At 68.3% G+C, this 13,148-nt stretch carries 12 protein-coding genes; 3 read left to right on the top strand and 9 right to left on the bottom strand.

Features of this window, described 5'->3' with window-relative positions; translation table 11 throughout:
- Nucleotide 1 precedes the first annotated feature (1 nt).
- From rsmD to Q1K09_RS09455, 4 genes are all read right to left on the bottom strand, one after another.
- Complete coding sequence (gene rsmD, locus Q1K09_RS09440; protein WP_300345089.1) at nt 2–646, bottom strand: 16S rRNA (guanine(966)-N(2))-methyltransferase RsmD; 645 nt, start codon at nt 644–646, stop codon at nt 2–4.
- Nucleotides 598–2,910, bottom strand: coding sequence for an ATP-dependent DNA helicase RecG (locus tag Q1K09_RS09445; protein WP_300345091.1), 2,313 nt, complete (start codon nt 2,908–2,910; stop codon nt 598–600). Before Q1K09_RS09445 ends, rsmD begins: the two co-directional genes overlap by 49 nt.
- Before the next feature lie 49 nt (nt 2,911–2,959).
- The gene (locus tag Q1K09_RS09450) at nt 2,960–3,949 is read right to left on the bottom strand and encodes a DAK2 domain-containing protein (RefSeq protein ID WP_300345094.1); all 990 of its coding nucleotides are present in this window, start codon (nt 3,947–3,949) and stop codon (nt 2,960–2,962) included.
- Nucleotides 3,950–4,048: 99 nt separating this feature from the next.
- Nucleotides 4,049–5,140: an LCP family protein gene (locus Q1K09_RS09455; RefSeq protein WP_300345096.1), complete on the bottom strand. Its 1,092-nt coding sequence runs from the start codon at nt 5,138–5,140 to the stop codon at nt 4,049–4,051.
- A gap of 74 nt (nt 5,141–5,214) precedes the next feature.
- On the opposite strand from Q1K09_RS09455, the gene Q1K09_RS09460 reads away from it, so the two are divergent.
- Nucleotides 5,215–5,757: a DUF3515 domain-containing protein gene (locus tag Q1K09_RS09460; protein WP_300345099.1), complete on the top strand. Its 543-nt coding sequence runs from the start codon at nt 5,215–5,217 to the stop codon at nt 5,755–5,757.
- Nucleotides 5,758–5,771: 14 nt separating this feature from the next.
- Here the strand turns inward: Q1K09_RS09460 and Q1K09_RS09465 are convergent, their stop codons facing one another.
- Nucleotides 5,772–6,719, bottom strand: coding sequence for a tetratricopeptide repeat protein (locus tag Q1K09_RS09465; protein WP_300345101.1), 948 nt, complete (start codon nt 6,717–6,719; stop codon nt 5,772–5,774).
- Entirely contained in the window at nt 6,719–9,094 is a 2,376-nt protein-coding gene (locus tag Q1K09_RS09470; protein ID WP_300345103.1) for a hypothetical protein, read from the bottom strand. Before Q1K09_RS09470 ends, Q1K09_RS09465 begins: the two co-directional genes overlap by 1 nt.
- Before the next feature lie 92 nt (nt 9,095–9,186).
- Here Q1K09_RS09470 and Q1K09_RS09475 point away from each other — a divergent pair, with 92 nt between their 5' ends.
- Together Q1K09_RS09475 and nucS are read left to right on the top strand one after the other, a co-directional pair.
- Nucleotides 9,187–9,549, top strand: coding sequence for a hypothetical protein (locus Q1K09_RS09475; RefSeq protein ID WP_300345105.1), 363 nt, complete (start codon nt 9,187–9,189; stop codon nt 9,547–9,549).
- Between the two features lie 38 nt (nt 9,550–9,587).
- Complete coding sequence (gene nucS, locus Q1K09_RS09480; protein ID WP_300345107.1) at nt 9,588–10,280, top strand: endonuclease NucS; 693 nt, start codon at nt 9,588–9,590, stop codon at nt 10,278–10,280.
- Nucleotides 10,281–10,477: 197 nt separating this feature from the next.
- Here nucS and Q1K09_RS09485 read toward each other — a convergent pair whose 3' ends face one another.
- Genes Q1K09_RS09485 through Q1K09_RS09495 form a run of 3 tightly spaced genes read right to left on the bottom strand, consistent with a single transcriptional unit; the run spans nt 10,478 to nt 13,140 of the window.
- Entirely contained in the window at nt 10,478–10,747 is a 270-nt protein-coding gene (locus tag Q1K09_RS09485; RefSeq protein ID WP_300345109.1) for a F0F1 ATP synthase subunit epsilon, read from the bottom strand.
- 5 nt (nt 10,748–10,752) lie between these two features.
- Nucleotides 10,753–12,207: a F0F1 ATP synthase subunit beta gene (atpD, locus tag Q1K09_RS09490; protein WP_300345111.1), complete on the bottom strand. Its 1,455-nt coding sequence runs from the start codon at nt 12,205–12,207 to the stop codon at nt 10,753–10,755.
- Nucleotides 12,208–12,246: 39 nt separating this feature from the next.
- Nucleotides 12,247–13,140, bottom strand: a complete 894-nt coding sequence (locus Q1K09_RS09495) for a F0F1 ATP synthase subunit gamma (protein ID WP_300345113.1) — start codon at nt 13,138–13,140, stop codon at nt 12,247–12,249.
- Nucleotides 13,141–13,148: the final 8 nt, after the last annotated feature.

A 13,148-nucleotide genomic window follows, 5' to 3' on the forward strand; every position in this document is an offset into this window, starting at 1 on the left:
GTCACACCGGTTCGGCCAACCAGATGCGCGTAGAGCCGTAGGTCTTGCTGTGGAAGAGGCGCAGGCCCATCGGCCATACCGGCTCCGGGGCTCTGGCGTCACGTTCGACGACAACGGTGGCGGCTTCGTGCAGCTGAGGAGCTGCCGCGGCGAGCACGGAGCTCAGCTCGGCCTCGCTGAACCGGTAGGGAGGGTCCAGAAAGAGCAGCTCGATCGGCTCGCCGCTGCGGGCGGAGAGGTGTTTGAGCGCATCGGCCTTGTGAACGGTGACCGCTTCGCCGAAGGCGGCGGCGTTCTTCCGCAGGGTGCGCACCGCAGGCTCGGCCCGGTCGACTGCTTCCAGGCTGCGCGCCCCGCGGCTGAGCGCCTCCAGCCCCAGCGCTCCGGAGCCGGCGAAGAGATCCACCACGACGGCGTCGTCGATGGCGTTGTATCCCTCCAGCCGGGAAAACAGGGACTCTTTGACCCGGTCGCTGGTGGGCCTGGTTCCATCGGTGGGCACAGCGGCCAGCCGACGTCCCTTATGGGTGCCTGCGATGATGCGTGCCATAGCTGCCTCTCTGCTGCGGGGCGGGCCTGATTCCGGGCCGGCTCGCGCTAGCTCTGATGGACGTAGTCCTCTGCTCCGGTGTGCTCCAGCCTCCATGCCTCCACCGCGCGCCACAGTGCTGGGGCGCTCTGCCACTGGGGGTCGGAATCGGTGAGCCGGCGGATGTGGGCCGCAGCGACTTCGATGATCTCGGCGTCGTCGACGATCCGCAGCAGCCGCAGTGTGGAGGCTGTTCCGGACTGGGCGGCGCCGAGCACATCGCCTTCCCGCCGTCGCTGCAGGTCCAGCAGCGCCAGCTGCATGCCGTCGGTGTGTTCGGCCACCTCGGTGAGCCGCTGCGCCGAAGGGTGCTCTGTGGGCAGCCGGGTGACCAGCAGGCACTGGTTGGATTCGGTCCTTCCCCGGCCGATGCGTCCGCGCAGCTGGTGCAAGGTGGAGACCCCGAAGGCGTCGGCGTCGAGGATGACCATCAGACTGGCTGCCGGCACATCGACGCCGACTTCGATGACGGTGGTGGCGATCAGCACCTGCAGGTCTCCGGATTCGAAGGCGCCCATCACCTCGGCGGCCTCCGCGGCGGGCATCTGACCGTGCAGGGTGCCGGTGCGCAGCTTGGACAGCGCCGGGTGCTCGGCGAAGTGCCGGGCCAGGGCCTCCACTGATGCGTCATTGGTCAGGTGCTCCACCGCCTGCTCACGGCGGAAGTCCACCCACACCACTTTGCCCTCGGGACGGGCGGTGGTGAAGCTGACGGCCGCGGCATCGTCAGTGAAGCCGAAACGGTCCCGCAGCTGGCGCTGGATCTGCTCCTGGCTACGGTCCTGGGAGCTGATGCGCGGGCAGACCACAAAGACCTGCCGGCCGGCGGAGGCTTCCTCAGCCACGCGCTCCCACACGCGTTCGGACCACCGCGGACCCAGCACTGTGGGCACCACATGGGTTTCGATCCGGCTGCGTCCGGCCGGCAGTCCGTGCAGGACGGTGAGCTCCAGATCCCCGAAGGCCGTCATCGCCACGGAGCGCGGGATGGGGGTGGCCGACATCACCAGCATGTGTGGGGTGGGGGTGTACCGCTCGCGCAGCGCATTGCGCTGGCTGACGCCGAAGCGGTGCTGCTCATCGATGACGACCAGTCCCAGCTGGGCGAACTGCACCTTCTCCCCCAGCACCGCGTGGGTCCCGATGACGATGCCTGCCTCGCAGGAGGCGATGTCCAGCAGCGCCTGGCGCCGCTCGGCGGCGCTGAGCGACCCGGTCAGCAGCGTCAGCTTGACCGGCCCCGGACTGCCGGATTCGGCCAGCAGTCCGGTCCGAGTCTGGTCTGCCAGCGGCCCCAGGGCCTTGCGCAGGGACCGCAGGTGCTGGGCGGCCAGCACCTCGGTGGGAGCCACCAGCACGGCCTGCGCCCCGGCGTCGACCACCTGCAGCATCGCGCGCAGGGCGACCAAGGTCTTGCCGGAGCCCACCTCACCCTGCAGCAGCCGGTTCATCGGATGCTGCCCGGCGAGGTCTGCGGCGATCAGCTCACCGCAGCTGCGCTGACCCTCGGTCAGTTCGAAGGGCAGCTGCGCGTCGAAGGCTTCCAGCAGCCCGCCGGTGCGCGCCGGCGCGGGTACGCCCTGCAGCTCACCGGCCAGTCTGCGGCGGCGCTCCATCAGGCCGTGCAGCAGCAGCGCCTCGGAGAACCGGAAGCGGCGCAGGCCGAGCTCGGGCTGCTCCATAGTGGCCGGACGGTGGACCATCTCATAGGCTTCGCCCAGGCTGGGCAGGCTCTCCTGCTCCGCAACGGCCTCCGGCACCGGGTCCAGCCAGGTGCTGAAGTCCACCTGGTCCAGCACCAGGCGCACACATCGGTGGATGAACATGCTGGTGGTCTTGGCGGTGGCAGGGTAGAGCGGCAGCACCTCTCCGACCTCGGGATCGGTGCTGGCGGGCTCGTCCTGCCCGTGGGGACCGGTCAGCACGTCGAAGCTGGGGTTGGTCAGTGTCGGCTCCCCGCGGAAGATGCGCACTTTGCCCTGGAAGACCGCGACCGCACCTTCGCGCAGCTGGCGCTGGAACTGGCGTCCGCCGAAGAATCCGAGGTTCAGTTCCTCACCGGAGATGTCGCGGACGGTGACATCCAGCACCTCGGTGCGCCGGTTGTGCAGGCGGCGCAGCGACGTCGAGTCCACCCGGGCGATGAACGTGGCGTACTCGCCCTCCCGCAGCCCGCTGAATCCGGTGAGAGCGTTGTGCGGACTGTAGGTGCGCGGGAAGTGATCCAGCAGCTGCTGAACCGTGGTGAACCCCAGGCCCTGCTCGAGGCGTCGGGCAGACCCAGGCTCCAGCACCCGGGTCAAGCTGGTCTCAGGGCGCACCGGCTCCACTGCTGCTGCCTCCTTTCGGCCTCGGACGTTCTCTGCGTGCTCAGTCCCCACCGGTCAGCGGCGTCACCGTGCTGGACTCCAGCTCCCCGGCGCTGCGCACTGCCTGCAGCGCTGCCTCTGCCTGAGCAGTATGCACGTGGATCCGCCACCGATAGGTCTGCTCGGCGTGCCCGGCACCGGCTGCACCGCCGGCTGGCGCGCTGGCCTCTTCGGCCGCCTCCCCCACCGGGCCGATCGGGGTGATGATCACCGACTCGCCCAGCTCATCGATCCGGTGCCGCAGCGAGGCCGCGCCCAACGGGTCCAGCAGCGCAGTGCACATCAGCTCGACCGCATCGGGGTCACCGGCAGGAGGCGCGGGCGAGTGCGGGCGGTCGCCGTCGGAGCAGCCGGGAAGTCCGTCCAGCACGTGGGGGTCCGGGGTCTCCCCGCGGACTGTGGCGCGCAGCGCGTCGAGGATCAGCAGCAGTCCGGCCGCGCCGGAGTCGACCACCTTCGCCTCCCGCAGCACCGGCAGCTGCTGCTCGGTGCGGGTCACCGCATCCCGGGCGACGGCGACCAGTTCCGGCAGGCTCTGCTCCAAGGCGGCGCGGGACTCCAGCTCTGCCGCCGAGGCGGCGAGGGCGCTGGCCTGGTCACGCACTGCGTTGAGCACTGAGAGCATCGTGCCCTCCACTGGCTGGGAGAGCGCTGACCAGGCGCGCAGGCTGGCCCGCTGCAGTCCCCGGCTGAGGGTCTCCACGGTCAGCCGCTGGGTGCCGTGGAGAGGCTCGGCGAACCCGGAGATGAGCACCGCCAGCAGGGTGCCGGAGTTCCCGGAGGCCTCTGCCATCGCCTCGGCGCCGGCACGGGCGAGCATCTCCCCCAGGTCATCGGTGTCGACGTCGTCAGCTGCCCGGCGGCAGGTCCGCACGGTGGCGAGCATATTGGCCCCAGTGTCCGAGTCCGGCACTGGGAACACGTTGAGCTGATTCAGCTGCCCCCGGTGCTCTTCGAGCGCGCTCTGCCCCAGAGCGAACCAGCGTCGCACCGCTGCCGCCCCTTTGACTTTGCCCTTCACTGACGTCAACCCCTCACGCCGTCGTCGATGCTGCGACTTTCGGCCTCCTATTGTTGCAGCAGGCTCGGATCACTCGCTGAGGTAGTCGCTCAGCGTGCCGTCCCGCAGCGCCTGGGAGATCTCCTCCATGGCGGCGGTGTCCTGGTAGAAGATCCACTGGCCGTCGCTGCTGTAGCCGCTTCCGGCATTGGGCAGGGTGGCGAACTGGATGGAGTCCACGGCTCCGCGGGCCTCCCAGGCCAGTCCGGCTGCCGTGCTGGCGTCCAGATCGGGATCGGTGATCAGATGCTCCGCGAAGGTGGCAACCATGTCATTGACGCGCAGCGGATTGGCCAGGGTGGAGGGTGAGGCTGCCTCGCTGATGACACCGCGGATGAATGCCTGCTGGTTCCGGATCCGCTGCAGATCCCCGTCCGGGAAGCTGCGGCGGTGCCTCACGAAGCTCAGGGCCTGCTCGGCGTCCATGCGCTGGGCGCCCGGGTGGAAGGTGTAGCCCTCATTGGTGGTGAAGGACTGCGGGTAGCTGGACTCTACGGTCACTCCGCCCATCGCCTCCACCAGCCCGATGAAGCCCAGCATGTCGACTGCCGCCACATGGTCGATGCGCACATCCAGCAGCTGCTCCACAGTGGCCACGGTCAGCCAGGGCCCCTCGCCGCCGCCCAGCGCCAGCCCGGCATTGACCTTGTGCCAGCCGTATCCGTACGGGATCTCCACCCACAGGTCGCGCGGGATGGAGAGCACCTGCATCGAATCACGGTCCTCCGGAATGTGGACCAGCATCAGAGTGTCGCTGCGGCCGCCTCCGGGCACCCGGGGAAGGTTCTCATTCTCCCCGGAGCCGCCGCCGGTGTCCGATCCCAGCAGCAGGATATTCGTGGCGTCAGTGTCCTCGGGGCGGTCCTCCTCCGGAGGCTTCACCGGGTCCCCGCCGGGGCCGGCGGCGTTGTCGCCCTCGGGGAAGTGGGTGACATTGGAGTTGTAGGCCCGCTGAAGCGAGAACAGGTAGGCACCGGCGAGCACCAGCGCGACGACGAGCAGCAGCACGGCCCCGCCGATGATCCACCGGGTACGACGACGGCGGGCGCGGCGGTTGTCCTCTTCGGGGTCGTAGATGCCGGAGGGGTATGGCCCTCTGTGCCCGGGCGCGGCAGCGGTCATGGTCGTGCTCCTCGATGCAGCAGTGCGTGGCACGCCGATGGCGTGCGAGTGATGATTCCTCCAGAATAAGTCACGTGAGACCAAAACCTGCTCTCGACCGGAGCTTTCGACAGCGAGCCGCCGTCGTGGTCGCCGCGGCCGCCGCGTTCGGGGCGGCCGGATGTGCCGCCACGGCCACAGTGGAGCCGGCTCCGCAGGCCCATGACCCGGTGTGCGCGGACGTGATGCTGACCCTTCCGGAGGAGATCGGCGAGCATTCCCAGCGGCCCACCTCCTCCCAGGGAACGGCCGCGTGGGGGGACCCCGCTGCAGTGGTGCTGCGCTGCGGGGTCGAGCCGATCGGTCCCAGCGAGCATCCGTGCGTCTCGCCGGCCGGGGTGGACTGGGTGTGGATCGAGAACGAGGACCATCTGCAGCTGATCAGCTACGGCCGGGAGCCGACCGTGGAGGTGCTGCTGGACGGCGAGCGGCTGACCGAGGACACCACCATGAATGCTCAGTTCGCGCTGTCCGAGGCGGTGGGCCGGATTGAGCAGACCCGTCGGTGCACCGATCTTCTGGACATCGAGGAGACTGATGAGACGGAGGCCGGGTCCCAGGACTCCTCAGCCGGCTGAGCGGCCGAGGCGGCTCAGAAAAGTGCGTTGGCCAGCTTGCGGCGTGCTGCGGCCACCCGCGGGTCCTGGTCGCCGACAATGCTGAACAGCTCCACCAGGTGTTTGCGCGCGGTCTCCCGGTCATCGTCGGCATGGGTCTGGATGAACCGGATGAGCCGGTTGAAGGCGTCCTCGACATGGCCGCCGAGCACATCCACATCCGCCACATCGGTCTGTGCCTGAACGTCGTCGGGATTCTCTGCCGCCTGCTGGCGCACAGCGGCCACGTCCTTGTCCTGGGTTCGCTGCATCAGCTGCACCTGGGCCAGGCCCAGTTTGGCGTCGGCGTCGTCGGGCCGCTCCTTCAGCGCCTGCTGAAAGGCTTCAGCCGCGCCGGCCAGGTCTCCTGCCTCCAAGGCGTCGTGAGCCTTCTGGTGCAGGGGCGGCAGCTGCTCCTCTTCGCCGTCCTCCCCTCCGGGGCGGGTGGACTGCGGCGGAAGCTTTCCGGTGATGCCGTTCTGCGTGGCCGCCTGGAGGATCTGGGTGACCAGCTGCGGCAGCTGCTCGGCCGGGGCCTGGGAGTCGAATTCTCCCACCGGCTGTCCCCCGAGGAACGCGGTGACCACCGGCATCTGACCGGCCTGCTGGGCCAGCTGCGGCGAGGATGCCGCGTCAAGGGTGGCCAGCAGGATGCGGCCGGACTGGGCGTCCACCGCCTCAGACAGCACGTCGATGAACCGCTGGCTGGTGGCGTCGGAGCCGTGCATGAGCACCAGCACCGGCGCTTGGGCTGAGAGCTGGACGATCTGCTGGATCTGCTGCGGCTGGATGGCCAGCACCCAGGAGTCGCGGCTGCCGCCCTGGGCGGCACCGCTGCGGTTCTCCGTCTGCCCCGCTCCCTGGGACTGTCCGGCCAGGGAGGAGAGGTCGACGGCGCCTCGGCTGTTGACGGTCGGTGTGTTCTCTGAAGGCTGTTCAGTCATCAATCCTCATCGTACCCATCGAACCACTCCGGCGTGTCGATCGAGGCGTCGGCGATGATGTCATTGACGCCCAGCAGCACGATCTGCTCCTCGGAGCCCTCCGGCGGGATCTGCACGACCACAGATTCCAGGGTGGTGATCTCGGTGGGGAAGGTGGTCCAGTCGGTGTCCACCAGCTCCACCACCAGTTCGTGCTCCAGGAAGATGGTGTCGCCGTCGGCCAGCGGCGCCATCTGCATCACCATGTCGAAGGAGCCGGCCACCACTGTGGAGCCGTCGGGCAGCTGCAGCGCCGTGATGTCCTCCTCGCTGAGCTCGGGCTCGGGGAAGTTCACCTCGGTGTCATCGGCAGCCTCGGAGAGCTCTGCGTAGTACTCGTGCAGGCTCTCCACATAGACGCTCTCGGCCATCTGCTGGCCGATCTCGGCCTCGGAGTCGGTGAAGTACTCAGCCATACCGGCCACCGCGTCGGTGGGGGTCACGCCGCCGGTCTCGGCGTCGGGGGCGACCGGGTTGATGCCGCCCTGCTCGGCGGAGAGCGCGGGGAACTCGGTGCCCGGCGCCATCATGGAGGTCTGCACCAGGCGGTAGTTCTCCCGGGGGCTGGACTGCTCCAGCACCAGGATCTGCGGGACCTCGTTATCGGGATGGTCGGTGATCACCAGGGCCTGGCGCGGGAACTCGGTGCTGCTGGTGACGGCGGCCGAGAGCACCTCGCTTCCGATGGGGGCAGGCAGGTCGGCGTCGGCCAACTCGTGGTTGCGGTAGGCCAGCTCCCGGGCGCGCAGTGCATCGCCGGAGACGCGCGATTCGAGCAGCTCGGCATCCTGCTCCTGGTCTGCGGTCTCCACCACCTTGGCAAGATCGTTGAGGATGCGCTCCAGCTGGGAAGCCAGCAGCACAGAGTAGCCCTCGGCGGGCATCTCGCCTTCGACTTCCACGTCCTGCTCACCCTCGGGCTGGCCCTGGTCGGGGTCCGGGGACTCCTCGGGGGACTCCTGCTGGTCAGGCTCAGTCTGCTCCGGAGACTCTTCGGCCTCCTCGGTCTCCTCAGCCTCGGCGGGTTCGGTCTCCTCCGGGGACTCGGTCTCCTCCGGGGATTCCTCGGCCTGCTCCGTCTCGGGGTTCTCGGTCTCCTGCTCGGCATGGGCCGGCCCGGGGGCTCCCACTGCGGAGGCGGCAGCCACGGCCGCCACGGTCAGGGCCGAAAAGCCGCGGCGCCATCCGAAGAGCCGGTCCCTCCAGCTGTGGCGCTGATGGGACTCATCGGCGGGCTCCTCAGTGTGGGGCTGATCGGTGGGAATCACAGATGTGGTCTCCGAATCCTCTTCTGGTGCGGTCTGCTCATCGGGGGCGTCGGAGCCGCTGTGCGGCCCCCGGTCCGGGCCGTCGTCGCCCTCTGGGCCGTCACCGGCGTCCGGGTCGTCGTCGGGGTCCTCATCGCCTGGATCATCACCTGGATCATCACCTTCTGGGTCCTCGTCCCCACGGTCCTCGTCCCCGGCGTCCTGGCCGGCAAAACTCTCGCTCTCAGCGTCCGCCTCCGCTGCGGCGACGTCCTCGGCCTCCGGATCCTCTTGCGCCCACCAGGGTGATCCCTCGGCAGCCCCCTCGCGGCCGGCGGCTTCGCGGCTGTCATTGTCCAGCGTCGCCTCCTGTGCGGCGCGCGTCTCATCCTCCACGGTGGGCGTCGCCGCACCGCCTACCGCGGCTGCGGCCGGGACTGCTGCCTGCTGCCCGGTCTCCGTCTGCAGGGCCTCCGGAGCGCGGCCGTTTCTGGAGCGGGCGCGGTAGTAGAGCCAGAGCGCGGCCAAGATTCCCAGAGCGCCGAGGATCACCAGGGCGATCCCGCCGGCGTGGGAGAAGGGCTGAGGCTGCTCGGCAGTGATCTGCGCCGGCGCCGGCTCCTGACCGTCGCGGAAGATCAGCAGGGCCCAGTCTCCGGAGTCGTCCGGGGCGCTCCACCGGTAGAGGAGGTCGCCCTCAGTGGTCTCACTGGCCACCCACAGGTCCGAGTCGGCCGGGTTGGGCGCTTCCTGCTCGCCGTCGACGTACTCAGCCTCGATGCGCGGCGGCTCATCGCCTTCGCCCTCCACAAACCCGGTGACCCGGTTATAGGCGGCATCTCCGAGCCAGGCCTCGATGTCATAGAGCCTGCCGATCGCCAGGGTGTACTCCCCCTCGGCCTGGATGATGAATTCATCGCGCCCGGCCTCGGAGTCGATGAGCTCCTCAGTGATCACTGTGAAGGGAGCCTCCTGGGCGCCCTCGGTTTCGGCGATGGTCTCCTCAGGTTCGGCGTTGAGCTGACCGATGCCCAGGGCCAGCAGCAGCAGGCCGATGAGACAGGTGATGATGGCAGAGAGGTAGCGCACGTACGAATGTCCTTCGGGATGGAGGCAGGTCGATGTTCAGCGCCCCAGCCTACCGAAGATAACGATCTGGTTACAATTCAGCGTCTATTCAGGTGGCGACCTCTCCGTCGGCCGTCTGGAGCGTCGTGGGGTTCTGCCACAATAGCGGCGTGGGCAAGGGACGCAGCCGCAGGGGCGGGAGCAAATGGCAGCGTGCGCACCGTCCGCTGAGCACCTCCTATCTGGCACCGGGAGGCTTCAGCTCGGGGCTGGTGCGCAGGCGCGACGGCGAGTACCACGTCCGCTATATCCCAGGATCGGCTGCGCAGAAGACGTACACCTGCCCCGGCTGCGGACTGCTCATCGGCGAGGGAACCGCCCATGTGGTGGCCTGGCGCGCCGATGACATCATGGGCGATGCCGCAGCCGCTGCCGAGCGCCGCCACTGGCACAGTCACTGCTGGCGGATCGGCTGACTGCGCGTCCGGACCGGCGAACGGTAGGATCGTCCACTGTGCGATTGGTGATTGCTACCTGTTCGGTGACCTATTCGGGGCGTCTGAATGCCCACCTGACCCAGGCCAAGCGGCTGCTGATGGTCAAAGCCGACGGCGCCGTGCTGATCCACTCCGACGGCGGCTCCTACAAGCCGCTGAACTGGATGTCGCCGCCGGCGACCATGCGCGTCCACGAGCCCGATGCCGAGCAGGCTGAAGCAGGCATCACTGAGGTGTGGACGGTGCAGGCGGATAAGACCGATGACCAGCTGAGGATCCACATCGCCGAGATCCACCACGACTCCACCCATGAGCTGGGCAGCGACCCAGGGCTGGTCAAGGACGGCGTCGAAGCCGACCTCCAGCGCCTGCTGGCTGAGCAGATCGAACGCCTCGGCGAGGGCCACACTCTTATCCGGCGGGAGCATCCCACCCCCATCGGGCCAGTGGACATCCTGGCGAAGGGACCCCAGGGCACCGTGGCGGTGGAGCTGAAGCGCCGCGGGGAGATCGACGGCGTCGAGCAGCTCACCCGGTATCTGGACCTGCTGAACCGAGATCCGCTGCTGGCCCCAGTGACCGGAGTCTTCGCCGCTCAGCAGATCAAACCGCAGGCGCGCACTCTGGCCGAGGACCGCGGCATCCGCTGCGTGGTGCTCGACTATGACGATATGCGCGGGGTCGACGACGCCGCACCGCGCTTGTTCTGAGCCTGCGCTTGTTCTCAGCCAGCGCCGGTTCTCATCCCGCGCCTTTCTGAGCCCGCGTCCGTTCTGAGCCCGCGTCCGTTCTGAACGCCAGGCGGTCAGCACCTCTCATGCCTCCACCACGGCCGCTGCCCCAGACACGACTGCGGCCCCCGGCAAGCACCGGGGGCCGCAGCTGTGTGATGAGAGAGAGGAGAGGCTCAGGCCTCCGAGGTGAGGTCGGCGTCGTCGGCGACGATGGTCACCTTGTCCGAATCCACGGAGAAGAAGCCGCCGGCCACGTGAGCGGTCACGCTGGGGCCCTCCACCGGCTCGATGACCAGTTCGCCCTCGGCCAGCAGCGCCAGCACCGGAGTGTGGCCGGGCAGGATGCCCATATCGCCGTCCACGGTGCGTCCGCGGATGGACTTCGCCTCCCCCGACCACACAGCGTGGTCGGAGGCGACGACCTGAACGTCCAGCGTTGCCATTCGAATCAGCCCTTCTGCATCTCGGCGTACTTGCGCTCGACGTCGTCGAGCCCGCCGATGTTGTAGAACGCCTGCTCGGGCACGTGGTCCAGATCGCCGTTGGCGATGGCGTTGAAGCCCTCGATGGTGTCCTTGATCGGAACCGTGGAGCCCTCCACGCCGGTGAACTGCACCGCGGTGTAGGTGTTCTGCGAGAGGAACTGCTCGATGCGCCGGGCACGGGAGACGATGATCTTGTCCTCTTCGGAGAGCTCGTCCACACCCAGGATCGCGATGATGTCCTGCAGCTCCTTGTTCTTCTGCAGGATCTGCTTCACGCGGGTGGCGCAGTCGTAGTGCTCCTGACCGATGTACTGCGGGTCCAGGATCCGGCTGGTGGAGGTCAGCGGGTCCACCGCAGGGTAGAGACCGCGGGAGGCGATCGCACGGGATAGCTCAGTGGTGGCGTCCAGGTGTGCGAACACATTGGCCGGTGCCGGGTCGGTGTAGTCATCGGCGGGCACGTAGACGGCCTGCATCGAAGTGATGGAGCGGCCGCGGGTGGAGGTGATCCGCTCCTGCAGCACGCCCATCTCATCGGCCAGGTTGGGCTGGTAGCCCACAGCCGAGGGCATCCGGCCCAGCAGGGTCGAGACCTCGGAGCCGGCCTGGGAGAAGCGGAAGATGTTGTCGATGAACAGCAGCACGTCCTGGTCCTGCACATCGCGGAAGTACTCCGCCATGGTCAGGCCGGTCAGCGCCACGCGCAGACGGGTGCCCGGCGGCTCGTCCATCTGGCCGAAGACCAGGGCAGTGTCCTTCAGGACGCCTGCTTCCTCCATCTCCACCCAGAGGTCGTTGCCCTCACGGGTGCGCTCACCGACGCCGGCGAAGACCGAGGTGCCGCCGAAGTTGCGGGCCACACGGGTGATCATCTCCTGGATGAGCACGGTCTTGCCCACACCGGCGCCGCCGAACAGGCCGATCTTGCCGCCCTTGATGTAGGGGGTCAGCAGGTCGATCACCTTGATACCGGTCTCCAGCATCTCGGTAGAGCCCTCCAGAGCCGCGAAGTTCGGCGGCTCGCGGTGGATGGGCCAGCGCTCGGTGACCTCCAGGTCATCGGTGGGCATATCCAGGGTCTCGCCGAGGACGTTGAAGATGTGGCCCTTCACCACATCACCCACCGGCACCGAGATCGGCGCTCCGGTGTCCTGCACGGGCACACCGCGGACCAGGCCGTCGGTGGCCTGCAGCGAGATGCCGCGCACCAGGTTGTCACCGAGGTGCTGGGCGGTCTCGAAGGTGATCCGCTTGGTCTCGCCGCCGATCTCCGCCTCGGCGACCAGCGCGTTGTACATCTCCGGGATGGCATCAGCAGGGAACTCAATGTCCACAACCGGACCGATGACCCGGGCGACACGGCCGGTGGCGCCGGGCTGCACGGCCCCGGCGGGCTGTTCTGCAGTAGTGGCAGTCATCTCTCTCACTTCACTTGATCTTGACGATGTCAATGGGACTTAGGACGAGGCCAGCGCATCTGCACCGGCGATGAGCTCGGTGAGCTCCTGGGTGATCTCCGCCTGGCGGGCGTTGTTCCGCAGCAGGGTGTACTTGCGGATCAGCTCATCGGCGTTGTCTGCGGCGGACTTCATGGCCTTCTGGCGGGCAGCCAGCTCGGAGGCGGAGGCCTCCAGCATCGCCGCAAAGATGCGCGACTCGATGTACTTCGGCAGCAGCGCGTCCAGCACTTTCTCCGGGGAGGGCTCGAACTCGTAGAGCGGCATCGGCTCGGCCTCGGCACCCTCCTCGGCCTCCGTCACTGCCAGGGGAAGCAGCCGGTGGGCCACCGGCTCCTGGGTCACCATGGACTTGAACTGGGTGTAGACCAGGTAGAGCTCGTCCACTCCCCCTTCGGCGGTGGGCTGGACGAACCGGTCCACCAGGGTGCTGCCGATGTCCCGGGCGGTCTCAAACTCAGGGGCATCCGTCTTGCCGGTCCACACCTGGTCGTACTCGCGGCTGCGGAAGTCGTAGAAGGCCTGCGCCTTCCGTCCGTAGAGGTAGGGACGGACTTCCACCCCTGCCTCGGTCAGCCGGCGCACCAGTGACTCGGAGTGCTTGAGCACATTGGTGGAGTAGGCCCCGGCCAGACCGCGGTCGCTGGTCATGATCAGCACAGCGGCCCGCTTGGGCTCAGGGACCGAGTCGGTGAGCACATGCTCCACCCCGTGCTGCGAGGCCACCGCCGAGACCGCACGGGTGATGGCCTCCGCGTAGGGCGATGCCGCCCGCGCACGGTCGCGCGCCTTGCCGATGCGTGAGGTCGCGATCAGCTCCATCGCCTTGAAGATCTTCTTCATCGACGACGTCGATGCGATCTTCTGGCGATAGACCCGAATCTGGGCTCCCATGCTTGTCC

The sequence above is a fragment of the Nesterenkonia sp. genome (assembly GCF_029265375.1).
In the GTDB taxonomy this organism is placed as follows: domain Bacteria; phylum Actinomycetota; class Actinomycetes; order Actinomycetales; family Micrococcaceae; genus Nesterenkonia.